The sequence below is a fragment of the Litorimonas sp. WD9-15 genome (assembly GCF_050271975.1).
Classification (GTDB): Bacteria; Pseudomonadota; Alphaproteobacteria; order Caulobacterales; family Maricaulaceae; genus Litorimonas.
The window spans coordinates 293,293-318,740 of the sequence record NZ_CP189850.1 but is presented as its reverse complement, the minus strand read 5'-3'; the positions used below and the strand labels follow the sequence as shown (position 1 = coordinate 318,740).

Here is a 25,448-nt window from a genome sequence, read left to right as displayed (position 1 = left end):
TCGCAGCTTTTTACGTTGACGTTAACGTCAACGTTAGCTATCTAGTCGGAATGACAACACAAGCCGTACATAAATGGGGGATCCGCGACTTCGCTGACATGTTTGATGTCACGCCGCGGACAATCCGTTTTTATGAAGATAAAGGCCTGCTTGAACCTGCACGGGAGGGCGGCGTCCGCGTCTTTACGCCTCGTGACCGTGCCAAGTTTGAAAAAATCATGCGCGGAAAGCGCCTCGGCTTTTCCCTAGACGATATCCGCAGCGTTCTCGACGTGACAGACGGTCTGATTACAGACCGTGCAGAACTTTTACGACGAAAAGCCAATTTTGAACATGTTGTTGCGGGATTGGCCAAGCGTCGGCAGGATCTGCGGATTCTCTCGCAAGATATGGATGAAGTCATCTCCATCGCCAATGACTACCTGTCCCAAACGGATGATGGCGATGTTGATGTTAAAGAGCTCGCCGCGCGGTATCAGGCGGCGTTTGATGAGACCATGACCGCTAACCCTATCGATTACATGTCCGGTATTCCGGATGAACAAGTTTCAAATTAATTAGACGACCCACTACGGAGACCCTCCATGCCAAGCTATAAAGCCCCCGTTCGCGATATGCAGTTTCTGCTTCATGAAGTCCTCGGTTTCGAAGACCTGACCAAATATGACGCCTTCAGCGAAGTCGATGCCGACCTCGCCGATGCGGTCCTGGAGCAAGCCTCCAAATTCGCCGAAGAAGTCCTGACGCCACTCAACGTTGTGGGTGATCATGAGGGCTGTACGCGTCATGCGGATGGCTCGGTCACAACGCCGACGGGCTTCAAAGACGCCTATAAGCAAATGACAGAAAATGGCTGGACATCCCTCTCCATGGATCCGGAATATGGCGGGCAGGGCATGCCCGGCATGTTGCAGATCGCAGCCAGTGAGATGTGGACCTCCTCCAACATGGCATTCGCCATGTATCCCGGCCTGACGGGCGGTGCGATCAAAGCCATTCAAGTCGGCGGCACGCCGGAGCAGAAGCAAACTTACCTGCCAAAGATGATGTCCGGCGAATGGACCGGCACCATGAATCTGACCGAGCCGCATTGTGGTACGGATTTGGGAATGCTGAAAACCAAAGCCGTTCCAAATGGCGACGGCACTTACAAAATTTCCGGCCAGAAGATTTTCATCTCCGCCGGTGAACATGATATGGCGGACAATATCGTCCATCTCGTCCTCGCACGGATCGAAGGTGCGCCAGCCGGAACGAAGGGTATCTCCCTCTTCATTGTGCCGAAATTCAAACTCGACGAAAATGGAAATCCGGGCGAGCGTAATCCCGTCTCCTGTGGCTCCATTGAAGAAAAGATGGGCATTCACGGCAACTCGACCTGCGTCATGAACTATGACGAAGCCGAAGGCTATCTCATCGGAGATGAAAACAAAGGCCTGCGCGTTATGTTCGTCATGATGAACGAAGCCCGGATCGGCGTCGGCCTCCAGGGTCTCGGCCAATCCGAAGTCGCCTATCAGAACGCCGCGATTTATGCCAAAGACCGTATTCAAGGCCGCGCCCTGACGGGTCCGCAAAATGCGGATAAGCAAGCTGATCCGATCATCGTCCATCCCGATGTGCGCCGTATGTTGATGGAAACAAAAGCCTTCAATGAGGCGGGCCGTGCGCTCCTTTATTGGGCGTCCAAACATGAAGATATGGAAAAGCATTCCGGTGATGAAAAGCTCGCGGAAAAATGTGATGATTATCTCGGTCTTCTGACACCCGTCGTCAAAGGTTACCTGACCGATATGTCCATGAAGACGACGATTGATTGCCAGCAAATTTTTGGCGGTCACGGATTCGTTGAGGAATGGGGCATGAGTCAGTTCGTTCGCGATAACCGTATTGCGCTCATTTATGAAGGTGCGAACGGTATTCAGGCGCTCGACCTCGTCGGCCGGAAACTCGCCCGTAATGGCGGACGTGCGCTGATGACACTCAATCAGGAAATCGCGGCTTTCCTCGCGGAAAATAAAGACAATGAGAGCATCAGTGAATTTATGGACGGCCTCGGCGGTGCGCAGAAGAAGCTGACCGAAGCGACCATGTGGTTGATGCAAAACGGCATGTCCGACCCGAACAATGCGGGTGCAGGCTCTGTCGATTACATGCACATGCTCGGCCTCGCGACCCTCGCCTATATGTGGGCGAAAATGGCGGTCGTGGCACAGGCGAAAATTGATGAAGGCAGCAATGATCAGTTCTACCCGAACAAGATCATCACAGGTCGCTATTTCATGCTCCGTATGTTGCCGATGCTGGATAGCCATCTGGCAAAAATCAAGACGGGCGCGGAGCCTGTCATGGCGCTGGAAGCGGCTGCTTTTTAATTGCGACTGGCGTTAGTAATGACTGGGTCAGTCCTGCTTTTGGGCTGCTCCACTGTTAACCTAGTTGGCAACAAAGAGTCGGCTTGTTTGATCACTTATGAAGAGATGATAGCGGCTAAGTCGCAACTAGGAAAACAAGAAGTAGAACTCACTTTGGCTGGGAACACTTTTTCAATATACGCAGGATTTATTCAGGGGTTTAATGGAGATTTTGCATATGATTATACCGTTGAATATGAACCTGCTTGCAAGATCGATGATGAACTTACGAAGAAATATCAAGTTACTGACATTTCAGTAATTACTTTTGTTTGGTCGTCTTGGAAGAACGAGCATGTTGATGTTTATCCAAATAAATCTTTACCACCTGATGGGTATTTCAATCCACCAATCGAATACTTAATCCAGAAATAAAAATAAACTCACGGGAGAGACAACATGGCTAAAGCCGCAATCGATTTTAAAAATCCGGACTGGTATGATGAAGAAGATATCAACATCTTCCGCGAGGCCGTTCACGGGTTCTATGCACGTGAAATGGCGCCGCATTCGGAGGAATTCCGCAAGAACAAAAAAGTTGACCGCAAATATTGGAATATGGCGGGCGAGATGGGCTTGCTGAATTGCGCCATTCCCGAAGAATATGGCGGAGGTGGCGGCGACTACCGTCACGAGATGATTATCCAGGAAGAGTTGATCAAAGCCAATGTCGATGGGTTCGGCCTGTCGCTTCATAACGCGATTGTCGCGCCCTATATCCTGCATTACGGCACGGAAGAGCAGAAGCAAAAATGGCTTCCGAAAATGGCCACAGGCGAGCTCGTCGGTGCGATTGCCATGAGCGAGCCGGGCACAGGATCTGACCTCCAGAACGTCAAAACCAATGCCAAGAAAGATGGCAATGGCTGGGTCATTAATGGCTCCAAAACATTCATCACCAATGGCGGTACGGCGAACCTGATCGTTATCGTGGCCGATACGGGCGGTGAGGGAAAACACTCCAAATCGCTTTTCGTTGTTGAAACAGATGATCTCGAAGGTTTCCGTCGCGGACGTATTCTCGACAAGGTCGGGATGGACGCGCAGGACACGGCCGAACTATTCTTTGACGATATGAAAGTTCCGGCTGACGCCTTGCTCGGCACGGATACGGGGCAGGGCTTTATTCAATTGATGAAGGAACTGCCGCAGGAACGTTTGAACATTGCTGTTCAAGGCGTCGCACAAATGGAAGCTGCGCTGGCCGATACGATTGCTTACGTCAAAGACCGTAAGGCTTTCGGACAGCCGATTTTAAATTTCCAGAACACGCAATTTGAACTTGCCGAGTGCAAGACCATTGTCACAATCGCCAAGACGTTCGTCTATGATTGCGCAGAGAAACATCTACGCGGCGAATTGGATACGGTCACGGCGTCCATGGCGAAATATTGGGTCACGGATAAGGAATGCGAAGTCATTGACCGCTGTTTGCAACTCCATGGCGGGTACGGCTTTATGAACGAATACCGTATTGGCCGCATGTATCGCGACAGCCGTGTCCAGCGGATTTATGGTGGCACGAACGAGATCATGAAACTGGTCATCGCGCGTTCGCTCTAACTAATTTTCTATTGGATGACTGAGGCCTCTGCCGGATCGGCAGGGGCCTTTTTTGAATCCGCCACAACCGCCGTTGTCGCCTGTCCCAGCACATTTACCCCGCTGCGCATCATGTCCGGCAGGCGGTCCACACCGAGCAGAAGAGCCAAGCCCGCAACAGGCACGCCGATCGCGTCAAGGGCTGGTGCCATCGTAATCACGCCGGAGGACGGGACGGGCGCAACGGTGAGGCTGACGAGCAATGTCGCAAATAATACTGCGACCGCCGCGCCCAATCCAATCGGCACACCGTAAAGATGGGCGAGAAAGATAATCGCAGCCCCTTGGAACAACGCACTGCCCGGGCGGTAGAGCGACGCGCCAACGGGGACCAGCAACTCCGCCGTCACTTTTGACACACCCCAATTCCGCGTGGTTTCTTCCAATGTCACGGGGATGGCCGTCGCCGTACTTGTCGTGGAGATAGCTATCCCAATTGCGCCGCCGAGCCCGCGCAGAGAGGCGAATGCGGGACGTTTGAAAAACATAAGTGTTGGCAAATAAATCACCGCGACGAAAATAATCAGCCCGACTCCGACGGCTAGAATGAAGACGCCGAGGCTCTGCACCAAGCCCCAGCCCATCGCCGCCGTCGCGGGCGCAATTAATCCAAAGACGCCAATGGGTGCCAACCACAAAATCCACCAAACAAGTTTTATCAGCGCCGCCCCGATATCTTCCGCCGCCTGCACCATGCGTTCACGCCGATTTGTATCCAATGTTGCAACAGCCGTTGCCAATAATGCCGCGAATACGACCAGCGGTAATATCCGTCCTGCGCTTGCTGCCGCAAAAACATTTGATGGTATGAGTTGTGTGAAAAATGCGGAGAGAGACTGCAGGGCGGGGACAGTTACCGCATCAGAAGCTGGGAGATCGACCTCCGGCACAAAGCGCAGGCTCAACGCACTGACGCCCATCCCAATCGCAACGGCGGGGACGAGTGTCGCGACCATATAGGCACCTGCTGTCCCGCCTAATTTTCCCAAGGCGCGCAAATCCCCCATCCGCGCAACACTGGCGAAAATAATGCTGACGACAAGCGGGATAACCACCATTTTGATCGCATTGACGAACAGCGTCCCGAAAGGCGCGGACGCATTTGCAATCCCGAGGAGGGCTGCATTATTCGTCGCAGTCGCCGCCAGTCCCACAATCAGGCCGAGGACCAATCCCAAGGCGATTAATTTATTCAACATAGCTTGTTCCAACTCACGGATTTGGGGTGTCTTTGCACAGTTTTCCCGCAACGAAAACAGTTCCTGCTGCCCCGACAATCCTCTAAGGTGGATGCAAACAAGGTTACAAAAATAATTGTCGCCTGGAGTATTTGCCTCAATCAATGCTTTGACGGAACATAAACGAGAATTTTCATTATGAAGCTTATTCATGCATCATCAGTCATTCTTCTTGTGGCAGTTATTTCGGCGTGCAACCCGTCCGAAAGAGATGGTCTCTCAAAAGTTACAATTGACGAAACACCGATGGATCAGTCAGGTTCATATACACTGGGCGGGGATTGTAATGCGCTCGTAGGCACGCTCACGATTAGCGACACGTCCATTCGTTTGACTGAAACCGTATGTGACATTTCAGATCTAGATGCTGTCAATTCTTCCGTCGTGAAATACAGGCTGTCGAATTGTAAGGCGGAAGGTGCTGCCGAAGCGGATCGAACAGTTACGGTTTCAGAGGTTGAGGACGGAATGATCGAAATGACCGGTTGGAATGCTCAACGCTTTATGTTCCTGACCTGCAATTGATTGAACTCGATTTTAAATGATTTATCCACCGCCACACTATTCCGATGATGATTCGACCTACACAAACCGGATCATCGATACTTATGGATTTCCGCTCCTGACCTCGTCCAATGTGGACGGTCCGCTGGCAACCCATCTGCCTATGGTGCGGGAGGGGGAGTATCTTTACGGACATCTCGCAGCGAGTAACCCGATGTGCGAATTCCTCGGTACGAGCATGATCTTTCTCGCGGCATTTCACGGCCCGCATGATTACATTTCGGCCTCGCTCTATGATAAACCCGAGGCTTCCGTTCCGACATGGGATTACACCGCAGTTCACGTGCATGGCACGACGCAACTCCTGACGGCGGAACAGAGTGTCGAACGCATGGCAGAGTTGACGGAAAAATATGAGCCTGAGGATAAATGGGCAATGGAGGATGCGGCCGCTTACGCTGGACGCCTTTTCCCGCATATCCTCTATTTCGAAATGCGTATGGACAGGGTGCGCGGTATCCGTAAGTTGAGCCAAAATAAAAATGCCGCCACGCAGGCCCGCATCATTGCGGATCTGCGCGCCAAGGGAAATGACGACCTCGCCGACGAGATCGACCGAATTAGAAAGACATAACATGGAAAAAGTAACTTACACGATGAATGACGGCGTGGCCGTGATCGCACTGGATGACGGTAAAGCCAATGCTCTCGGTAGCCAGATGTGGGCAGAGTTGAACGGCGCTTTGGACAGTGCCGAAAAAGACGATGCGATTGTGATCATCACGGGTCGGGACGGCATGATGTCCGGCGGGTTTGACCTGAAAGAAATGGGTGACGGTCCGCAGGACGCGTTGGAACTGACCTCAAAAGGGTCTAAATTCGCGCGCCGGATCATGTCTCATCCACGTCCGGTTATTATGGCAGCCCCCGGCCACACGATCGCTATGGGTGCGTTCCTCGCACTGGCCTGCGATTATTCCATGATCAAAGCGGGTAGCTATAAAGTCGGCTTGAACGAGACCCTCATCGGCATGACCATGCATAATTTCGGGATTGAAATGGGTCGCTATCATCTGCCGAAACAATACTTCAATCGCTGCGTTATTAACGGCGAAATCTTTGATCCTAAAGGCGCAATGCATGCCGGTTTCTTTGACCGCGTCGTCCCCGAAGAACAATGGCCCATGGCCATCCCCATGGCGGGCCAAATGTTTGGCCAATTAAACGCGAAAGCCTTCCGCGAAACAAAACTGCGCAGCCGGAAAGCAATCTTCGCAATTCTCGACCAAGCCATTGAGGATGATCTCGACCCGGCCAAGGTGCATGCGCTTTAGTTTATTGTGTTTTGGGCGGGCTTTGATTTATAGGGCCGCCCATGGACCAAAATAAAATGAAAGCTATTTCAAAGCACCTTTCTTACATTCTCAGACATAAACCTGACGCCATAGGCCTGACGCTCGATCCGCAAGGCTGGGCCGATATAGATGAGCTAATATCCAAGTCTCCCAAAAGACTGACCCGTGACTTAATTTCCGAAATCGTTGAAAATAACGATAAACAACGGTTCATTATTTCCGAAGAGTGCTCCCGCATCCGCGCCAATCAAGGCCATTCGATTTCAATCGATTTGGGTCTGAAACCCACAGCGCCACCTGATATCTTATATCATGGAACAGCTACGCGTTTTCTTGATGCGATTTTGGAACAAGGCCTCAAGAAAATGAACCGTCAGCATGTTCATCTCTCCGCCGATTTGGAAACTGCGACCAAAGTCGGAACCCGGCATGGCAAGGTCGTCATCCTATTCGTTGATACAAGGGCAATGGTACGTGAGGGTCATGACTTTTATATTTCTAACAATGGTGTCTGGCTGACGAATCACGTCCCGCCGCAATATTTATCTCAATCAGAACACTAGAGTGCGCTGCGTTCATATTAGGGATGTAGGCACATCAATGATCCCACCTTGTTCCACGACTGGCAAAGGGTATAGCAGTACATAGCATGAGCATGCACGTCTCCATTCCTCGCAATAAGAAAGGCCGCGACTTCATCGTGGGCGATGTTCATGGCCATTTTGAATTGCTCTTGGCGGAGATGAAACGTGCCGGATTTAATGACACACAGGATCGCTTGTTTTCCGTCGGGGATATTATTGATCGTGGGCCGGACAGCCTGTCCTGTCTGGGTCTGCTCGACGCACCCTGGTTCCATATGGTGCGCGGCAATCACGAGCAGATGATGGTTGATGCGCTGCTCGGCAAACGTTGGCCAAGCTGGCGGCGCAATTACGGGCGCTGGACGCAAGGCATGGCTAAGTCTGACTTAAAGACCTGGGCGAAACGACTGGCTGAGACGCCGATTACGATGACAATCAATCAGGGTGAGTTCAAAGTCGGCCTTTGCCATGCCGAACCGGATGGTCGGAATTGGAAAGAAATGCGGGATAATCCGGGTAGCGCAGAACCGATGATGTGGGGGCGGCGTGTTCTCCATCGGAGCAAAGTTAAACCCGTCAAAGGAGTCGATATAACCATTCACGGCCACACCCCGTTGAAAAAGCCAAAATGGGTTGGCAATCGGTATTTCATGGACACGGGGGCAGGGCAGGGCGGTCCGCTGACCCTGCGCAAGATCAGCGATATTTATGCCGAATATCGCGACTTCAAAGCGCTCAACGCGGTATTCTCAAAATGATGACACGAAAGCAATATGATCTGCGGGACGGGCAACTCTCGGTCCTCCATTTCGGCGATATGTCGAAACCGTTGGAACTGGTCTTCCTCCACGCGAACGGATTTAATGCGCAGAGCTATCGTCGGATATTGTCGGAGCTAGATGTTCACGCCGTTGCTTTTGATATGCGCGGTCACGGGCAAAGTCGGGATATGCCGCAGAATTTGCGGATGAAAAACTGGCATGTTTTCCGGGATGATTGTGTTGAATTTTTTGATCACTATGCGGGCGATATGACGGACGGCCTTATCACGCTGGCGGGGCATAGTTTTGGGGCCGTGTCGGGTATTCTGGCAGCGCCGCACCTAAAAGGCCGGCTGGCGGGCTATGTCGGGTTTGATCCTGTCTCTGTACCGTTGATGTTCCGCCTGACCTCGGCCCTGCCGGGTGGGCGGGCCTATATGAAGCGACGCGTGCCAATTGCGCGGAATGCGGGACGGCGAAAATCCGTCTTTGATAATCCAGAATCTGCCTTTGAACGCTATCAGGGGCGGGGCGCGTTTCGAGGTGCCCCAGACGAAGTCTTAAAAGATTATATTGCGGGCGGGCTGATCGAGCGTGCAGACGGACACTGGGAACTCGCCTGTCGCCCGGACTGGGAGCAGACGATTTTTGTCGCGCAGTGGCACAATCTGTTTAAGGCCGCGCGGAGCCTGCCGAAAAATTCGAAAATTATCTATGCGGGTGGGCGACCTCCCGTGTCGACGAAAGGTACACGGGCAGCGGTGCAGACCGCGCAGCCGGAGGGGGAGGTGGTTTTTCATGCGACGCTGGGGCATCTCTTTCCGTTGCAAGACCCGGACATGGCTACGCGAATTTTGCTCGAAAACCTTGGGCGCAAATAAATGTCATACCCTCGCGAAGGTATGACATCATATTAAATTAAGCCATCAACCCCTTCACCATCCCACGTTCCAACATCGCCAAGTCTTCATCCGTCGCCTTCATTAACTTTCGTGCGGTGAGGTCAAATTTACACCCGCTCGCTTGCATGGACACCCAACTCTCGCCTGTCACGGGGTCGAGGATATTATGCACGAACTCGCGTGTATATGCATTCGCATTGACCAAAGCCGGTGCATAGACATAGGCATGGCCGCGCGCGGGGTAGCGGTGCATGACCGCCCGCATTTCTAGGAGCGCCGCACTCTTCCCGCCCGCGTGATAGTCGGGATCTTCAAATTCCGGCCAACCCTCTTTGAACCATGCAATTGTGCTCGTTGTTCGCCCAAAAAGTGATCCCATCGTCACACGCTCCGTGACGTCCAATTCGGATTTGCCGAAAACACCCGCGCCGATAATACTGACACCCGCTTTTTCCAAATCAGTCACAGACGGGCCAATATGCACATGGGCGGCGTCAACATTGCGGGCTTTGGCGGGCGCGGGGAGGTCTGCCGTGAACTGTTTCGCCGCGTCTCTCACGCGTTTTGGCCAAGGGAAAATCCGGTCATCGGGCAGATAGATATGCTCGACCGTTTCCACCATTGTCGCGGCAATCTTCCCGTCCCGATGGGTCATAACGTGGCAGAGTTTCGCCGTGGCGTCGCCCAATTCGAGGAGGGCGCTGTCAATCCGCAGCGGCGTCCCCGGTCTCGCTTCGCCCTGATATTTGACGTGAAAATCCCGCACACGAACGGAACTGACCGTGCCGTGGTGATAGGCGGTCATCAGGCCCAGGCGGATAATCAGACTCTTGCGCGCTTCGTCCACCTTATGAACATAATGGCGCATATTCATATGCCCCAACTCGTCACATTCCCAAGCCGAGCATTCCCCCGCCCAGGTGAGCGTGAAGTCTTTTAGAAAGTCAGGGCGCATTTAGGCCGCGCAAGCCGCGCATGTGCCGTAATGTTCCACGACGGAGCGGTGGATTGCAAAGCCGTCCGGGCGGCAATCGCCGTGATCATGGGCATGGCGTTCTTCGACACCGGAACAGTTTTCGCAGATGAAGAACTCGGCCAAATGATGGTGATCATGACCATGGTCGCCGTCATGGGTATGTGTGTGAGAATGGTCGCAGGCGATAAAGGCGTTTAACGCTTCGACGCGGTGTATCAAACCATGACGCGATAGAAATTCGAGTGCGCGGTAGACGGTCGGGGGTTTCGGACTGCCGACATCCGGCTTCAACCGGTCCAACAAATCGTAAGCTTTAATGGCTTTCCCGTCCTCAATAATCAGCTCCAGAACATGGGCGCGCAGGGGCGTAAACCGTTCGCCCGCGCCCTCAACAATCGCTCTCGCCCGGTTAACCCGCTCTTCTGTATTCATGTCGCTCATAGGGTTCATATAGAGCATGTCGCGCGGAACTGCCAGCGTCTAAGCGGGTGACCGTATTCGGCGGTTGAAGGCGACGACCAGACCCGCTAAAGGGCCGCCTAGTTTTAAAGACCATGCCCGTAAGACAGGGCCCAAATGGGGAATTCAAATGGCCAATGAAGACAATGCAGTAAAAGTCAGTGGGAACGTGATGTTCTATGAGAACCCCGTACCTTTGACGAAAGACAATCACGCGAAACATGGCGTCACACAGGTTGACAAGCCTTTCGAATTTATGGCGACGCAGCATTTTCTGCCGCTGACCGCGCCGGAATTCGGTTCCGCTTCGACATCCGTGCCGATCATCTTTGCCGGTGAAGAGCGCTCACCGCTCGCCGTTATGGGTATCCGGTCCGGCGAGAACCTCTTTGTCAAAGACGGTAATTTCGAGCAGGATTTCTACATGCCGGCTTTCGCCCGTCGTTATCCTTTCGTCCTTGCGGGCGACAATCAGAATGACCGTTTTGTTGTCTGTGTTGACGAAAAAGCGACTTGCGTGACGGATAAAAATCCACAACAGAAATTTTTTGACGGGGATGACACATCACAGTTCACAAAAGAAGCATTCCAGTTCCTGCAGAATTTCGAACGCGATCGTCAGGCGACGGCTAAAATGGTCGAAGCCTTTAAAGAGCTGGACCTGTTCGAGCCCAAGGAAATGAACTTCCAGGGTCAAAATGCCGATGGCTCACCGGCCGAACGCCAGAAGATTGCGGATTATTTCGCCGTGTCTGAGGAAAAGCTGAAAGCGCTTCCCGATGCAAAGCTCGCAGAGTTCTCCAAGAACGGCTATCTCGCCGTCGCTTATTCGCACCTTATCTCGCTCAATAACTGGCAGCGTCTGGTCAATATGACTCTGCGCCGCGCACAGGCTGAGCAAGCCTCTGCATAGGTTGCACCGCGACGATTGAAGATTAAGCCCGGCACGTAAAACGTGTCGGGTTTTTTTATGTCTGAAATTTGCGCGTGGTCCTGTTTCCGTGCAGAAGACGGGTAAACAGAAATCGGTACCCCGTTATGAAATTCTCACGTCGCACGCTTCTTCAAACCTCGACCGCTGCCATGGGGACGGCGCTCATCACGGGAGGGTGCGGTGATAAAACCATTCCGAAAATCACGACCGCCGGAGCGGATACGTCCGCGCAGGCCGCTTTGGACGCGGCAAAGGATCTGATGCTAACGGCTTATCCCGAAACGGCCTCCAGCCTCGGAATTGATACAGGCAATTATGCGGCGCTGGCATCAAAACTCGAAGACCGCTCTGCCGCAGGGCAGGCGGCGATTGCGAAAGATGTGCGGACTGTCGCAAAGACATTGGCTGCAATTGATGTGACAGAATTGTCGCCGGATCTGGGTCTGGATGTCGAGGTCGTGTCTTCCGTGTATGACCGCTGCGTTGAAGGGTTCGATTTTCCCTATGGCGACATGGCGCTGTTGAACTATAATTGGTCCTATCGGAACAGCCCCTATGCCGTCGCGCAAAATACGGGCGCTTTTGTCGAAATTCCCAGCTTCCTCGACAGTTCCCACGCGATTAAATCAACGGGTGATGCGGAAAACTATCTTGCACGGATGAGCGCCTATGCCGGACAGTTGGACGGGGAGACCGAACGTGTCAGAAGCGACGGAGATCGCGGGATGATCCTGCCGGATTTCCTGCTTGCTAAATCTGTGGCGCAATTAAAAGGGGCGCGGGAGCGTGACCCCGGGACTTGGGGCCTCGTCAAATCCGTCGCGACGCGCGGCGCGGACTATGGTGACTTCGAAGCCGAGGCCACACGGATCGCCCGCGAAGAGGTCGGCCCTGCGATTGACCGCCAAGTCGCCGCGTTGGAAGCGCTCGCGCCCAAAGCTAATTCCAATGCAGGCGTGCTGACTCGTCCGGACGGCGAAGCCTATTATGATTGGACCCTGCGCGTCAGTACGACGACGAATATGAGTGCGGACGAAGTTCACCAGATGGGTCTCGATGAATTGGCCAGTCTGCAGGCGCGGATGGAGCCCATTCTGCAATCGGTTGGATATACGCAAGGGACGGTCGGCGAACGGATGAGCGCATTGGGTGAAGATAAACGCTATCATTTCAAACCCGGCGACCCCGGTCGTGCGGAAATTATGACTTTCATTGAAGACACGGTCGCAGATATTCGCGGACGTATGCCACAGGCGTTTGAGACGCTCGTCCCCGGCTTCCTGGAGGTCACGCGCATTGACCCGGAAGTCGAAGCCGGCGCACCGGGCGCCTATGGCGGTGCAGGGTCCATTGACGGGACGAAGCCGGGGCATTTCTGGATTAATCTACGCTCGACCGACCTTCATAATAAATTCAATCTCGCCGACCTGACCTATCACGAAGCCATTCCGGGCCATGTCTGGCAGGGTGAATATGCGTTCAAACAATCGCTGATCCGGTCCATGTTGGCGTTCAATGCCTACTCAGAAGGTTGGGCGCTTTACGCGCAGCAGATTGCGGATGAGTTGGGTGTTTATGACGAATTTCCCGTCGGTCGTCTCGGCTACTTACAATCATTGGCCTTCCGCGCTTGTCGCCTCGTAGTCGATACAGGGCTTCACGCAAAGGGTTGGACGCGCGAGGAAGCCAATCAATGGTTCGTCACGAATAACGGCTCTAACCCCGAAGAAGTGCGCGGCGAAATCGACCGCTATTGCGCGTGGCCGGGACAGGCGCTGGGCTACAAGGTCGGTCATTCCGCGATCAATCGCCTGCGGGATAAGGCGAAGGCGGAACTGGGTGCAAAATACGACTTCCGACGCTTCAATGACGCGGTCGTGCTCGGCGGCGCTGTGCCGATGACCGTGCTGGGTCGCGTGATCGACAGTTACATCGCGCGGGAGAAGGCCGCCTATTAGGCGGCCTTTATTGAGTTAAAACGCTTTCTGCCACCCGGCGGTGAAGACGCTATCCGTCTCCAATTGCGGACCGTTGAGATCGCGGTGGAGCGGCAGTCCGAACTCGAGCGCGAAGCGGTGGCCGCTCAACGCGCCGGATTGGACGGCGAAATTCATACCCGCCAATGCCCAGATCTCATCACCACCCGCATTATCCGGATCTGCGGTTTGCACGGGGGCGACGATGGCGGGATCTATCCCTCTCATCCGGCCCTGTGTCGTGGCTTTCAGGCGGCCTGAAAATGACACCCAATATGCGGGTTCATAGGACAGCCAAGCCGTGCCTTCCGCACGATTGCCAAAGCGGTAGCCTTCATTATTTTTGCCGAGCGGAATACGGGCGGAGGCCTGTGCTCCCCATCCGATTTTGCCCGCCTTGTCGAACCACGTCACACCGGGTTTGAAATCGATCGTGCCCGTGCCGAGCTGCATCGGATAGGGCAGACGCGGAGACGGCGTGTCGCCCATCGGAGTCAGGATTTCATCCGTCTGTTCATTTGATCCGGTTGGAAGCGTGAGCAGGAGATTGGCATTGATCTGCCGCCCACGTTTCATCCCGTCATCCAGACCGATGATCGCTCCGACCGTACTGTCGCCAAAGCCGTCAACTTTAGTGGTGAACTCGCCCCGTACAGTCTCGCCTATGCCGCCCATAAAAGTGATGTGGTCCATCTCTTTCGTGAGATAACTCCCCATAGCCATCAGGGTGACGCGGTCCGACAGACCATACATCCCGCCAACCATATACATGTCCATTGGCATGTTGGTCGGGACCACGCGCAGGGTCGGGGGTTGCATCGGTGTGCCGAAGAAACGATTCGGAACGGTCGTCGCGATCTCGGTCGGGGATAGGCTGTCTGTGCCGTCGCGATTGCCTTCCATATCCATATGCATATAGCGGTAGGACAGCATCCATTCGCCTTTTTTATGACGATGATCGGCCATGACGCCGATGGGCGCGTGTTCGCTGGCATGGGGTCCGTCGCTGCCATCTTCATGGGCCTGCGCGGAAAAAGGACTGAGCGCAGCCAAAGCCGCCCCAGTCAGGAGGAATAAGTGTTTCATAATGTGAAAATCTTTCAAATAGATCGTTTGCGCTCGATCGAACGCGGAGAGTGTGTCGGGATCTAGGTGAAAGTCGGGGGTGCGCGTCCGCCCAGTGGCGGGCCTTGCGCGTCGTAAAACAAAGCGGTGGGGCAGGGTGAATTCGGGTTTTCCGCGTCAGCCCAAGTCAGATTTTGCGGCGCGACTGGCGCAGGCAAAGTCGCAAGGCCCGGCATAACACAATCCGCGCAATGCTCCGTCGCGTCCACATCCTCCGGCAGAGTTTTCCCCGCCGCCGCGAAGAGATCGCGGATTTGCGCGATGGTTTCCGCGCTTGGCGGTTGTCCGCCGGGGTTGCAGATATATTCGCCCGCCGCGTTTGTCCGCATTTGACCGGACCAGCCAAACTGCACCGCGATGATAACGGCCAGGCAGAGGCGAAGGATATGTGAGCTCGGTTTCACGCGGGCGCTTTAATCCCGTTGCTGGTCTTTGCCAAGGCAGGACTAATGACTTGCGGGACTTTAGCGCACGAATTCGTGCATCGCTTTGTTAAACCTCTGGCATTAGAAGGCGCGCATGTTTCGGTTCCTACTGATAGTTCTTTTCCTTTGGTCCTGCGCGATGTCTGTTTTCGCGCGGGAAACGCTGCCGCTGGATACGGGGCGGACGGAAATTTCGCTTATCTCAGATTATGATACGGTGGCCCCGGGGCAGGACTTTACGGTTGTCCTGCGTATGCGGTTTGACCCCGACTGGTACACTTATTGGCGTAACCCCGGGGATAGCGGTGAACCCGTGATGATCCGCTGGGACCTGCCCGAAGGGTTCACAGCAGGCGATATCCAATGGCCCGTCCCGCACATCAAATGGACGGGGCCGATTGCATCCTATGCATTGGATGAAGAAGTTCTGCTGCCCGTCACAATCTCGATCGCTGATACTGTCGATCCGAGCGTTCCCGTCACATTGGACGCTCATGCGCTCTTCCTCGTTTGTGCGGATGTCTGCGTGCCGGAAGACGGAAAACTGTCACTCGTCATGGGGCTGGGCGAGGCGGAGATTGACCCGGAAGGGTCGGACATCATTCAGGTTGCTCAAGCTGCCATCCCTAAGATTGTGTCCGCTAAAGGCGGCGTCGTCAGCCAAGGCGAAGCGCTTACATTTGACCTGATTGAATTGCCGGCCGGTTTTGAACCCCTCGAGATTTACCCCAATGTCAGACCCGTTCTCGCCCATAGCGAACCTGTGACCCGCACCCTCGGCGAGGACGGCTTCCGCTTTTCCGGCACGTCCGGATATGGCTGGGAAGACGTTGCACCGGAGAGTTTCGCCGCCACATTGGTCGATGCAGACGGCGAGGGCGTTGTCGTCAATTTCGCGGTGGGTGAGAGCTTCAATATCGGGCCCGTCACGCAGCCTTCCGCGCAAGCCTCAATCGGATTTTTCGCGGCGGTCATTGGCGCTTTTATTGGCGGACTAATCCTCAATCTCATGCCTTGTGTTTTCCCGATTATCTCGCTGAAAGCCCTCTCTCTTGCGAAGACAGCTCACGGAGAACGGTCTGCGACGCGTCGTGCAGGATGGGCTTACACAACAGGTGTCTTGGTCAGTTTGGCGGTCTTCGCCTTGGTCTTGATTGGGCTGAAGGCTGCGGGGACTTCCGTGGGATGGGGCTTCCAATTGCAATCCCCATGGCTCGTTGGGTTGCTGGCGCTGCTCCTTTTTGCGATCGGCCTGAACCTACTCGGCGTCTATGAAATTGGCGGACGTTTGCAAAATATCGGCAATGATACGGTGTCCAAGTCCGGACCGTTCAGTTCTTTCCTCACGGGTGTCCTTGCGGTCATCGTCGCGACGCCTTGTACCGCGCCGTTCATGGCAGGCGCAGTGGGATATGCGCTCGCGAGTTCAGCCTTTATTACGCTCGCCGTCTTCCTCGCATTGGGTCTGGGCTTTGCGCTGCCCTTCCTTCTCGTCGCCTATATGCCGGGCTTGCTCGCGCGTCTGCCAAAGCCGGGCACGTGGATGGACACATTCAAACAATTCCTCGCCTTTCCAATGTTCGCCGCCGCTATCTGGCTCGTCTGGGTTCTGAGCCTGCAAGCGGGCGCGGGGGGCGTGTTAAAATTACTATTGGGCGGCTTGGCGCTGACTTTCGGAATCTGGTTGCTGCGTCGCAAGGGCAATGTCGCAAAATTAATTGGCATTCTGGCCTTGGGGCTATCTATCTATCTACCAGTCTCCGTTCGGGCCGTAGACGGCGAAGCCGTGTTAAGCTCTCAGGCTTGGTCGGCTGATCGCGTCGCGAACCTGCAAGCAGAAGGCCGCCCCGTCTTTGTCGATTTCACCGCCGCCTGGTGCGTGACTTGTAAGGTGAATGAAGGGCTCGTTCTGAATACTCGCAAGACGAAAGCGCTGTTAGAGCGCACGGACACGGCTTTCCTCGTCGCGGATTGGACGAATAAGGATGATGTGATTGCGGCGGAGTTGAAACGGTTCGGACGGGCGGGCGTGCCGCTCTATCTGGTCTACACGCCGGACAGTGCGGATCCCGAAATCCTACCGCAAATTCTCACCTATGATATCCTCAAAGAGGCGCTGGAGTAATTATTCTGCGGCGAGTTTGACGTCCTCATCCGGCTCATAGACCAGAATATCCGCGGGCTGGCAGTCCAGTTCCCGACAGAGGGCATCGAGCGTCGAAAAACGAACAGCTCGCGCCTTCCCCGTTTTAAGAATGGACAAGTTCGCCAACGTTATCCCGACCTGTTCGGCCAGTTGCGTCAGCGACATTTTCCGGTCCAACAGGACGCGGTCGAGATTGACCTTGATCGCCATCAGATCGTCAATTCCTGTTCAGCCCGCAGCGCCGCCCCGTGACGGAAAGCCTCGGAAATGGCTGCGATGATAAAGATGAAGAACCAGGTCCCGACGCGGATATCAAGGCGCGAGCCGTCCATCTCTCCGTTGGAACCGATGATGTAATATGCAAACATTCGGAAGACTTCCGTCGCCGCGATGACGACCCATATATTGCGCAGACGCGCCACATTTTCCGGCAGGAACGGGTCGCCATGGATCACGGCTTTGACAACTTTGCGTAAGAGTTTGAGCACAAAAAACCAACCTGCGGCGAGGACAGCCCCCGCCAGACAACGGCCCAATAGAATGGAAGGTTCCGGCGCGGTTTTGGCCTCTGCCAGAAGACTATCGCGAAACTCGCTCGGCACCGCCATGATGAGTGCCATGAGGAGCATCAGGACAAATCCGACAGCCATAACAATCTGGCCGACAATCAGCAGGATGGACAGCGCCCGCGTCATGGGGGCGCTGCCTGCGGAACCGTCCATTGAGGTGGCTTGGTCTAAATCATCAATGATCATTTTCATATTGATAAACAATAATGGCCGACTTGCAAGCCTTGCGTCGCAGTGTCCATCGCCCCGACTGCCCCTTGTCCATGCCCGTCACGGCGTCTAAGTCGCGCCCATGTCAGATCAAAAACTCCAATCCGGTCAGAAAATTGTCGTGGCCTCTCATAATGAAGGCAAGGTCCGCGAAATCCGGGACCTGCTGCGGCCGTTCGGTCTGGAAACCGTCAGCGCGACGGAATTGAACCTGCCCGAGCCGGAGGAGACTGAAACCACATTTTCGGGCAATGCGCGGTTGAAAGCGGTAGCGGCTGCGATGGCCTCCGGCCTGCCCGCTCTGTCTGATGATAGCGGTTTGGCGGTTGAGGCGTTGAATGGCGACCCCGGTATATACGCCGCGCGATGGGCGGAACTGCCGCGAATCGAGAAAGAGACTTACGGAAGTCGTCGCGATTTCGATATGGCGATGTGGCATGTGAATGACCGCTTACAGGGGCAGGATAATCGTCGGGCGCATTTCATCTGTGCGCTTTGTCTGGCGTGGCCGGGTGGCGAAACATCGGTCTATGAAGGCGTGGTCGCGGGCGACATGATCTGGCCGCCGCGGGGGGATAAAGGCTTCGGCTATGACCCGATGTTCCAGATGGTTGGCGACAGTCTGACCTTTGCAGAGATTGATCCGGCGGAGAAACACGCCAAGAGCCACCGCGCCGATGCCTTTGCGAAATTCCTGAAAGACCAGTTCCCCGATGGCTGATCCACAGCCTTTGGCCGTCTATATTCATTGGCCCTATTGCGCGCGTATCTGCCCCTATTGCGATTTTAATGTCTATAAACGGCGAGAGGATACGACGCTCCTCCCTGCCATTTTGAAGGACTTGGTACATTGGCGGAGCCTCTCCGGAGAGCGGGACATAACGTCCATTCACTTTGGCGGCGGTACACCATCCCTGATGACCCCCGCACAAGTCGGGGCCATGATTGAGCAGGTGGATGCGCTCTGGGGGCTGGGCGATGTTGAGATTGCACTGGAAGCCAATCCTCACGAAGCTGATGCGGAAAGCTGGCAAGGGTACCGCGCGGCGGGTCTGACGCGGATGTCTTTGGGGGTGCAGACGTTCAATAATGCGGCGCTGAAATTCTTGGGCCGGGACCATAACGGGGCGCAAGCGCGGGAAGCGCTCGATCTGGGAATGTCCATATTTCCGTCGGTGTCCGCAGATTTGATTTTCGGGTGGGCCGGACAGACGTCAGAAATGTTGGCGGACGATCTCGAGAAATTGCTTCAGGCTGGATCACAACATATCTCCACCTACCAACTTACCATTGAAGACGGCACGGCCTTCGCCAAAGCCGAGGGGCGGGGGCAGGACAGGGCGGTGGATGCTGACCTCTCTGCCGACTTTTATGATTTGGTGCGCGACAAATTAATTACCGCCGGTTTCAATCACTACGAAGTTTCGAATTTCGCCAAACCCCGTCATCAGTCACAGCATAATCTCGCCTATTGGCGGGGCTTGGACTATGCGGGGGTTGGCCCAGGTGCGCATGGGCGCATGACGATTGACGGCGTGAAACATGCGAGCGTCGCGCAGATGCGCCCTGCTGCCTATGTAAAATCCGTTGGTGAAACAGGATCCGGAATTGAATCGAATGAGATTCTATCCGGCAAAGCACGGGCAGAGGAATATATCCTCATGGGCCTGCGCATTGATGAGGGCATTTCGCTTCGAAAATATAAGAAATTATCTCAGGGTAATTTAAATGAGGTCGTCATAAGAGATTTTGTAACTGACGGTCTTTTGAAGTTCGAAGGTGACCGTCTAAAGGCCACATTTGCCGGACGGTTGGTTTTAAATGCAATAATAGAGAGAATTTTATTGGGTTAGTTTCGCTGTTCCCGTGCTTGACCCGGGAACACGTCACTTAACCTTCGTCTTCATCTCCGGCGCTTTGCGCCTGAATATAATTCTGGATGCCGACGAGACGGATTTGATCCTGTTGCGTTTCCAGATAATCCAGATGTTCTTCTTCACTAGTCAATATTTTCGCAAGCAGATCACGTGAGACATAGTCGCGGACTTCTTCACAATGCGTGATGCCTTCGCGCAACAGAGGTATCGCAATATGCTCAAGTTTGAGATCACATTCGATGATTTCTTCAACGGTCTCACCAATCATGATTTTCCCGAGATCCTGTAGATTGGGCAATCCGTTCAAGAAGAGGATACGCTCAATCAGCCAATCCGCATGATGCATCTCATCAATGGACTCTTCATATTCTTTGGCCGCCAGTTTCAGAACACCCCAATCCTTGAGGATACGGGAATGTAGGAAATATTGGTTGATGGCGGTCAGCTCGTTCTTGAGCGCTTCATTCAAAATTTCTATCGTTTTCGGGTTTCCACGCATTTTAAGCTCCAATGAATTGGCCTATTCCGCAGCGAGAAGTTTGTCCTCACCCAGTGTTGGAATCACGGCCTGCAATCTGTCGTCTATAGAAGTCCGGCATTGTCCGCAATTAAAACGGGTGCCGCAGAACTTCATCACGCAATTGGCGGTCTTTGCGCCGCAAGAGGCGGCTTGGTCGACCTTGGCCGTGTTGATCTGTCTACATACGCAATGGATCATCCCATTCATATGTTGCACATGCGAATGATTGTCAATAACGACTGTGTATAAAAATGAGAACTATTTGCAACTAGCTCCCACCAAGCACATTTCTTGGCGCGGGGTCCAAAACGATGAAACGGCCATTGCGGATTTGGTAAACGGCCAGACCGCGTTCAGGTCGACCATCAGAATCAAAGCTGACGAGGCCGTCCACACCGTAAAAGCCTTCCGGGTTTTCCGCACGGTCATAGCGTCGCTTCGGGTCACCATCGGCGACATAGGCGCCCATCATGACGGCATCATAGGCGAGGCTGGCGAGACCCGTGGCTGTTTCGCCATATGTCCGGTCATAGGTGTCGAGGAAGAGCTGCTGCGCGTCCTTATCCGGTCCGGCGAAGATACCGCGGCTCAGGGCGGGTTCGCGGACTGTGTCAGGGTCGGCCCAGCGGGACGTCCCCATAAATTGCACATCGGCCGGATCGACCTCGTAATAGGGTAAGAGCGGCGCGAGGGAGCGGAGCGCGGTTCCGCCTTCGGGAAGAAGGATCGCTTCAAAACTCATCGGCGTGGTCCCGCCACTGCGTTCGGCAAGCTCTTCGCCTTCTGCATGAAACGCCGCCAGTTTCTGCGCGGGTGTCTGCATGACGGAGATATCGTTACCCGTGTAGGATTCAGCTGCCGTGATCTCGCCGCCAATCTCCCTGACGCGATTATTATAGGCGTTGCGCACGCGGTCCCCATAGGCTCCATTTGGTCCTAAATAGGCAAAGCGTGTCGTGCCTGTACTGGCGACATAATCGACGATACGTTCAACCTCGGCTTCGGGCGGGAAGGACATTAGATAGGTACCGTTACCCGCCACACGTTGGTCGTTCGAGAATGCAATGACGGGAATATTCGCCCGCCGGGCTTCGCGGGACGCCGCATCTACATTGGCCGCAATGATCGGGCCAAGAATGACATCCGCCCCAGCCGTAATCGCAGCCCGTGTGGCAGAGCGTGCGCCGTCTTCCGTGCCTTTGGTGTCCAATGCGATCAGAAGCACATCCGGTGAAGAACGCGAGAAAACGGCCAGTTCCGCCGCGCGGTACATGGATTGCGCTTCCTGCGCGAGACGGGAGGAGCTGGTCGAAAACGGCAGAAGCACGGCGAGGCGTTTCGTGTCACGTCCTTCCATGTGCGGCGGTGTCAGACCTTCGCGATTGTTGAAATAGGGGCCTGCATCGGCGACGTCCGGCTCTTTTTCCACTTCCTTAGGTTCGTCACGATCTTTGACGACCTCATCCGGCGTTTCGGTGTCCGTCGGCGTCGGGATAGCGGGCTGCGACGGATAGTCGACAACCGGACCGCCGCCCTGATTGGTCGGCGCGGGCGGCTGCGTTGTCGTGCAGGCCGAGACCGCGATCACGCAAACGCTCATCAGCGCGAGTTTCAAGCTATAGCCAAACGGTTTTAGGTCGGGCATGTTTGCTCCAGTTTTCAATGCGCCGCAGCGCGAAAGGTTCACTCGTGTCTAAGCCGCCCGTCCGGTCCCCGCAACACCCGATAGGGGAAACGCAGACCTCACTTGCACCTGCACTCTATGTTGTCGCGACGCCCATCGGGAACCTGCGCGACATCACCTTGCGGGCGCTGGACGTGCTCTCGACTGCGGATCGCATCCTCGCCGAGGACACACGCCAGACCGGAAAGCTGCTGGACGCCTATGACATTTCGGCCAGATTGACAGCCTATCATGACCACAATGCGGCGGCCCGTATTCCGCAGGTCCTCGGCTGGCTGACAGAGGGCCAGTCCGTGGCATTAGTCTCGGACGCAGGAACGCCGCTCGTGTCTGATCCCGGTTTCAAGCTCGTCCGCGCAGCTGTCGCTGCAGGGATTGACGTCATCCCGCTGCCCGGCGCCTCCGCGCCGCTGGCCGCCTTAGTCAAATCCGGCCTCCCCTCGGGCCGCTTTCTCTTTGCGGGTTTCCTCCCGCCCAAACCCGCCGCGCGGACCAAGGCCCTGCGAGAGCTAGCCGATATCCGCGCCACGCTCATCCTGTTCGAGACGGGCCCGCGCATCAAAGCCTGCCTCACCGACATCGCCGCCACGCTCGGCGAGCGCGATCTCGTCCTGACGCGCGAGTTGACCAAGCGCTATGAGGAAGCTCGCCACGGCACGGCGTCCGAGCTTCTCCAATCCGTCACCGACGACCCGCCGCGCGGCGAGATCGTCCTGCTTATCGGGCCACCCGATGGTAACGCGGAATGGGACGAGGCCCGTGTCACCACCGCCCTGCGTGGCGCCATTCCCGAACACGGCGTCAAACGCGCGAGTGCCGCGATCGCCGAGCAATCCGGCTGGGCGAAGCGCGATGTTTATGCGCTGGCCCTCACACTCAAATGACGACCCGCACGCGACAGGAACGAGAAGCCGAAGGCCGCAAGGCCGAGGACCATGTCGCCCGCTACCTCCGCCTCCGCGGCTGGAAACTCCTCGACCAGCGGTTCAAAACGTCGGAGGGGGAGGTCGACCTCATCGCGATCAAGGGCAAAATCATCGCCTTTGTCGAAGTCAAACAGCGCGAAAAACTCCCCACCCGCGACGATCTCGTCACCGCCAGTAATGAACGCCGTCTCATGGCCGCCGCCGAAATCTGGGTGAACCGCAACTTCACCGACCTGCCACCGGATTTCGAAATCCGTTTCGACCTCGCCGTAATCGAAGGGCGCGTGCGGCCCCTGTCCAAGGTTTCATATTCTGCACACGCTTTTCGCGGGGATTGGTAACCCCTCGTTCACCATGTTTGGCTAAGTCTTGCGCATGACCAAGTTCCTAAAACTCACGACCACGCTCCTTCTCGCGACGACACTGACCGGATGTGCTGTCGCCACGGCAGGTTTCAAGAAAGGCGACGAACGCAGTTTCGCCGGCTCCCTGCGCGATGTGAACGCAGGCCGCGTGATCGAAGCGCGCATGAACCGGGCCCATGATTTCAAACTTTCCGGCGTCGATGTGGAAGTGGCTGAGCGCGTCGTCCTCCTCTCCGGCAATGTCCCGACGCAGCAGGACAAGATCGAGGCCACGCGCATTGCCTGGTCCGCCCCGGGTGTGGAGCAGGTTGGCAATGAAATCCTGATCAAGGGCAAGCAATCCTTCATTCGCAATACGAAGGACGGCGTGTTGGAGAAATCCGTCCGTACCCGCCTGACCGTCGATAAATATGTCAAAGCCCGCAATTTCAACGTCGAGACCCATGACGGGATCGTCTACCTGATGGGCGTCGCGCGGACTGAAGCCGAGCTGAAACGCGCGGCGGAAATCGCGGCGACGACACGCGGCACACGGCAAGTGATCTCCTATGCCCGCATCGCCGATATGCCCCAAACGACAGAGCAGTTGGCCTCTGCCCCGCCGCAACGCCAGCTCCCCGATTTCCTGACCCGCGCGCCGCAGGCCGATGACCAGATCGGCGCGCCGATCCAAAACGCCCCGCTCTCGCAACCCATCCCGTTCGAACTCCCGTCTGAGACTATCGTCGCCGCGCCCAGCCAGCTCGACATGGGGGACCGCCTCGGGAAAGAGCTGCCCACGGATGAAGAACTCGGTGCCTACCGCACGGGCCAAGCGGGTGACGCGATTTCGATTATCGAGAGCGAACCCTATTACGTGCATCCCGATACGGGGGAAGAGATTCCGATCCGGTATGATTCAGACGGTAATTTGATTCCGCGCGTTATTCGTTAGATTAAGCGCTACCCACAAATTGTCATCCGACACCAGTGGATGCGGGACCTAACGTCTACGCTCTCAAACTCGCGTTCTGAAAACGATAGGCCCCGCATCTCCACTGCGTTGCGTGCGGGGTGACACTGAGAAATATTTCGCGGGAACACAAAGGCGCCACCCTCCCAATCGACCCACCGACCCGCCTTGCAGACGCTATGCGACCCACGCCCCGCTCGCATAGCGCTCCAACAGAACTTCCAAATCCGCCACCCAATCGGGCACATCTTTCCGATGTCTGTAACCCTCGACAATCCGGCGCGTGGCCCAGCCGGGCACGTGGATTTTGAACTTCTCTTGCAGCAGGTACTGCCCGCATTCATTCAAATCCGCCTCGCAGCCAATCGCGTCCCACATCTCCGGTCCGGCTTTCATGACTTTCTGAATAATTTTGAGACCGCCCTCCATGAACCAAATCCCGACATGATTGTCATAGGGCTCATAGCCCTCGACATAGGTTTTGACGAATTCCCGGCGGACAAAACCCTTGTCCATATATTCACACATTTTCAGCTCATCCAGCGGCGAGAGCGGTTTCAGATCCCGTTCCAGATTGAAAAATTCTTCGTCCTCCGCTTCGGGACGTTCCGCCTCCAAACGAAGCGCTTCCCGCTCGGCCAGCGCGGCCTCGCGTTTGAGTTTCTCGCGGGCGAATTGAAGGCGAATTTGTTCGAGGGTGGAGGGTGTATTGCGGGGCATGGTGGGTCTTTCGATTAAGTGTAATATGAGATTAGCTTTCGATGTCATCCCGCACGCAGGCAAAGCCGGAGATGCGGGACCTATCGTGTATGTGACGCAACCGGCGTCGTGTAGACGTCAGGTCCCGCATCAGCGCCCTGACGGGCTTGTGCGGGATGACAGTGTTGATTGAACAAGCGTCATCGCTCACAGCCGATCCAGCGACTGCCAAAGATTACGTTTGT

29 protein-coding genes are annotated in these 25,448 nt (G+C 55.2%); 18 read left to right on the top strand and 11 right to left on the bottom strand.

Annotated features, from left to right (window positions below; translation table 11 throughout):
• The first annotated feature begins 50 nt into the window (after positions 1–50).
• From ACP9M6_RS01545 to ACP9M6_RS01530, 4 genes are read left to right on the top strand one after another with little or no spacing between them, the layout of a single operon-like run.
• Positions 51–557, top strand: coding sequence for a MerR family transcriptional regulator (locus ACP9M6_RS01545; protein ID WP_427452836.1), 507 nt, complete (start codon positions 51–53; stop codon positions 555–557).
• A 27-nt stretch (positions 558–584) separates the two neighbouring features.
• On the top strand, positions 585–2,375 hold the full coding sequence (locus ACP9M6_RS01540; RefSeq protein ID WP_427452833.1) for an acyl-CoA dehydrogenase C-terminal domain-containing protein: 1,791 nt from the start codon (positions 585–587) through the stop codon (positions 2,373–2,375).
• An 18-nt stretch (positions 2,376–2,393) separates the two neighbouring features.
• A complete protein-coding gene (locus ACP9M6_RS01535) occupies positions 2,394–2,789 on the top strand; it encodes a hypothetical protein (protein ID WP_427452830.1) in 396 nt (131 codons plus the stop codon).
• A 24-nt stretch (positions 2,790–2,813) separates the two neighbouring features.
• Positions 2,814–3,977 (top strand): acyl-CoA dehydrogenase family protein, encoded by a 1,164-nt coding sequence (locus tag ACP9M6_RS01530; protein WP_427452828.1) that lies wholly within the window; start codon positions 2,814–2,816, stop codon positions 3,975–3,977.
• An 8-nt stretch (positions 3,978–3,985) separates the two neighbouring features.
• Here the strand turns inward: ACP9M6_RS01530 and ACP9M6_RS01525 are convergent, their stop codons facing one another.
• Complete coding sequence (locus tag ACP9M6_RS01525; RefSeq protein ID WP_427452827.1) at positions 3,986–5,215, bottom strand: dicarboxylate/amino acid:cation symporter; 1,230 nt, start codon at positions 5,213–5,215, stop codon at positions 3,986–3,988.
• A 177-nt stretch (positions 5,216–5,392) separates the two neighbouring features.
• Here ACP9M6_RS01525 and ACP9M6_RS01520 point away from each other — a divergent pair, with 177 nt between their 5' ends.
• The 6 genes from ACP9M6_RS01520 to ACP9M6_RS01495 all read left to right on the top strand — a co-directional run bounded on the left by ACP9M6_RS01520 (position 5,393) and on the right by ACP9M6_RS01495 (position 9,339).
• Positions 5,393–5,779 (top strand): hypothetical protein, encoded by a 387-nt coding sequence (locus ACP9M6_RS01520; RefSeq protein WP_427452825.1) that lies wholly within the window; start codon positions 5,393–5,395, stop codon positions 5,777–5,779.
• A gap of 16 nt (positions 5,780–5,795) precedes the next feature.
• A complete protein-coding gene (locus ACP9M6_RS01515; protein WP_427452823.1) occupies positions 5,796–6,392 on the top strand; it encodes an FMN-binding negative transcriptional regulator in 597 nt (198 codons plus the stop codon).
• A 1-nt stretch (position 6,393) separates the two neighbouring features.
• Positions 6,394–7,092 (top strand): crotonase/enoyl-CoA hydratase family protein, encoded by a 699-nt coding sequence (locus tag ACP9M6_RS01510; protein ID WP_427452821.1) that lies wholly within the window; start codon positions 6,394–6,396, stop codon positions 7,090–7,092.
• A gap of 41 nt (positions 7,093–7,133) precedes the next feature.
• The gene (locus tag ACP9M6_RS01505; RefSeq protein ID WP_427452819.1) at positions 7,134–7,676 is read left to right on the top strand and encodes an RNA 2'-phosphotransferase; all 543 of its coding nucleotides are present in this window, start codon (positions 7,134–7,136) and stop codon (positions 7,674–7,676) included.
• A gap of 86 nt (positions 7,677–7,762) precedes the next feature.
• Entirely contained in the window at positions 7,763–8,455 is a 693-nt protein-coding gene (locus ACP9M6_RS01500) for a metallophosphoesterase (protein WP_427452817.1), read from the top strand.
• Positions 8,452–9,339 carry an alpha/beta hydrolase gene (locus tag ACP9M6_RS01495; protein WP_427452815.1) on the top strand — a complete coding sequence of 296 codons (888 nt, stop codon included), beginning with the start codon at positions 8,452–8,454 and terminating at the stop codon, positions 9,337–9,339. Before ACP9M6_RS01500 ends, ACP9M6_RS01495 begins: the two co-directional genes overlap by 4 nt.
• A 37-nt stretch (positions 9,340–9,376) precedes the next feature.
• Here ACP9M6_RS01495 and ACP9M6_RS01490 read toward each other — a convergent pair whose 3' ends face one another.
• The gene (locus ACP9M6_RS01490) at positions 9,377–10,315 is read right to left on the bottom strand and encodes a thioesterase family protein (RefSeq protein WP_427452813.1); all 939 of its coding nucleotides are present in this window, start codon (positions 10,313–10,315) and stop codon (positions 9,377–9,379) included.
• Entirely contained in the window at positions 10,316–10,777 is a 462-nt protein-coding gene (locus ACP9M6_RS01485; RefSeq protein WP_427452812.1) for a transcriptional repressor, read from the bottom strand.
• Between the two features lie 148 nt (positions 10,778–10,925).
• Here ACP9M6_RS01485 and ACP9M6_RS01480 point away from each other — a divergent pair, with 148 nt between their 5' ends.
• Together ACP9M6_RS01480 and ACP9M6_RS01475 are read left to right on the top strand one after the other, a co-directional pair.
• Complete coding sequence (locus tag ACP9M6_RS01480) at positions 10,926–11,708, top strand: SapC family protein (protein ID WP_427452810.1); 783 nt, start codon at positions 10,926–10,928, stop codon at positions 11,706–11,708.
• 125 nt (positions 11,709–11,833) lie between these two features.
• Positions 11,834–13,687 carry a DUF885 domain-containing protein gene (locus ACP9M6_RS01475; RefSeq protein WP_427452808.1) on the top strand — a complete coding sequence of 618 codons (1,854 nt, stop codon included), beginning with the start codon at positions 11,834–11,836 and terminating at the stop codon, positions 13,685–13,687.
• 15 nt (positions 13,688–13,702) lie between these two features.
• On the opposite strand, the gene ACP9M6_RS01470 is transcribed toward ACP9M6_RS01475, so the two are convergent.
• Positions 13,703–14,791, bottom strand: a complete 1,089-nt coding sequence (locus ACP9M6_RS01470; RefSeq protein ID WP_427452807.1) for a transporter — start codon at positions 14,789–14,791, stop codon at positions 13,703–13,705.
• A gap of 62 nt (positions 14,792–14,853) precedes the next feature.
• Positions 14,854–15,234 (bottom strand): hypothetical protein, encoded by a 381-nt coding sequence (locus ACP9M6_RS01465; protein WP_427452805.1) that lies wholly within the window; start codon positions 15,232–15,234, stop codon positions 14,854–14,856.
• A gap of 160 nt (positions 15,235–15,394) precedes the next feature.
• Here ACP9M6_RS01465 and ACP9M6_RS01460 point away from each other — a divergent pair, with 160 nt between their 5' ends.
• Entirely contained in the window at positions 15,395–17,380 is a 1,986-nt protein-coding gene (locus ACP9M6_RS01460; RefSeq protein WP_427452803.1) for a protein-disulfide reductase DsbD family protein, read from the top strand.
• On the opposite strand, the gene ACP9M6_RS01455 is transcribed toward ACP9M6_RS01460, so the two are convergent.
• Complete coding sequence (locus tag ACP9M6_RS01455) at positions 17,381–17,611, bottom strand: helix-turn-helix domain-containing protein (RefSeq protein WP_427452801.1); 231 nt, start codon at positions 17,609–17,611, stop codon at positions 17,381–17,383.
• Complete coding sequence (locus tag ACP9M6_RS01450; protein ID WP_427452800.1) at positions 17,611–18,162, bottom strand: DUF2975 domain-containing protein; 552 nt, start codon at positions 18,160–18,162, stop codon at positions 17,611–17,613. Before ACP9M6_RS01450 ends, ACP9M6_RS01455 begins: the two co-directional genes overlap by 1 nt.
• 100 nt (positions 18,163–18,262) lie before the next feature.
• Here ACP9M6_RS01450 and rdgB point away from each other — a divergent pair, with 100 nt between their 5' ends.
• Positions 18,263–18,901, top strand: coding sequence for an RdgB/HAM1 family non-canonical purine NTP pyrophosphatase (gene rdgB / locus ACP9M6_RS01445; RefSeq protein WP_427452798.1), 639 nt, complete (start codon positions 18,263–18,265; stop codon positions 18,899–18,901).
• A complete protein-coding gene (hemW, locus tag ACP9M6_RS01440) occupies positions 18,894–20,033 on the top strand; it encodes a radical SAM family heme chaperone HemW (RefSeq protein ID WP_427452796.1) in 1,140 nt (379 codons plus the stop codon). The genes rdgB and hemW overlap by 8 nt, the downstream gene beginning before the upstream one ends.
• A gap of 37 nt (positions 20,034–20,070) precedes the next feature.
• Here the strand turns inward: hemW and bfr are convergent, their stop codons facing one another.
• The 3 genes from bfr to ACP9M6_RS01425 form a co-directional block, all read right to left on the bottom strand.
• Positions 20,071–20,556 (bottom strand): bacterioferritin, encoded by a 486-nt coding sequence (gene bfr, locus ACP9M6_RS01435; protein WP_427452794.1) that lies wholly within the window; start codon positions 20,554–20,556, stop codon positions 20,071–20,073.
• Between the two features lie 21 nt (positions 20,557–20,577).
• Positions 20,578–20,775: a (2Fe-2S)-binding protein gene (locus ACP9M6_RS01430; protein WP_427452792.1), complete on the bottom strand. Its 198-nt coding sequence runs from the start codon at positions 20,773–20,775 to the stop codon at positions 20,578–20,580.
• A 70-nt stretch (positions 20,776–20,845) separates the two neighbouring features.
• Entirely contained in the window at positions 20,846–22,222 is a 1,377-nt protein-coding gene (locus ACP9M6_RS01425) for a penicillin-binding protein activator (protein ID WP_427452790.1), read from the bottom strand.
• A gap of 44 nt (positions 22,223–22,266) precedes the next feature.
• On the opposite strand from ACP9M6_RS01425, the gene rsmI reads away from it, so the two are divergent.
• The 3 genes from rsmI to ACP9M6_RS01410 are packed head-to-tail and all read left to right on the top strand — an operon-like array spanning position 22,267 to position 24,486.
• Complete coding sequence (gene rsmI / locus ACP9M6_RS01420) at positions 22,267–23,145, top strand: 16S rRNA (cytidine(1402)-2'-O)-methyltransferase (RefSeq protein ID WP_427452788.1); 879 nt, start codon at positions 22,267–22,269, stop codon at positions 23,143–23,145.
• Entirely contained in the window at positions 23,142–23,528 is a 387-nt protein-coding gene (locus ACP9M6_RS01415; RefSeq protein ID WP_427452786.1) for a YraN family protein, read from the top strand. Before rsmI ends, ACP9M6_RS01415 begins: the two co-directional genes overlap by 4 nt.
• A gap of 34 nt (positions 23,529–23,562) precedes the next feature.
• Positions 23,563–24,486 (top strand): BON domain-containing protein, encoded by a 924-nt coding sequence (locus tag ACP9M6_RS01410; protein ID WP_427452785.1) that lies wholly within the window; start codon positions 23,563–23,565, stop codon positions 24,484–24,486.
• A 195-nt stretch (positions 24,487–24,681) separates the two neighbouring features.
• On the opposite strand, the gene ACP9M6_RS01405 is transcribed toward ACP9M6_RS01410, so the two are convergent.
• Positions 24,682–25,224, bottom strand: a complete 543-nt coding sequence (locus ACP9M6_RS01405; RefSeq protein WP_427452783.1) for a hypothetical protein — start codon at positions 25,222–25,224, stop codon at positions 24,682–24,684.
• Positions 25,225–25,448 lie beyond the last annotated feature (224 nt).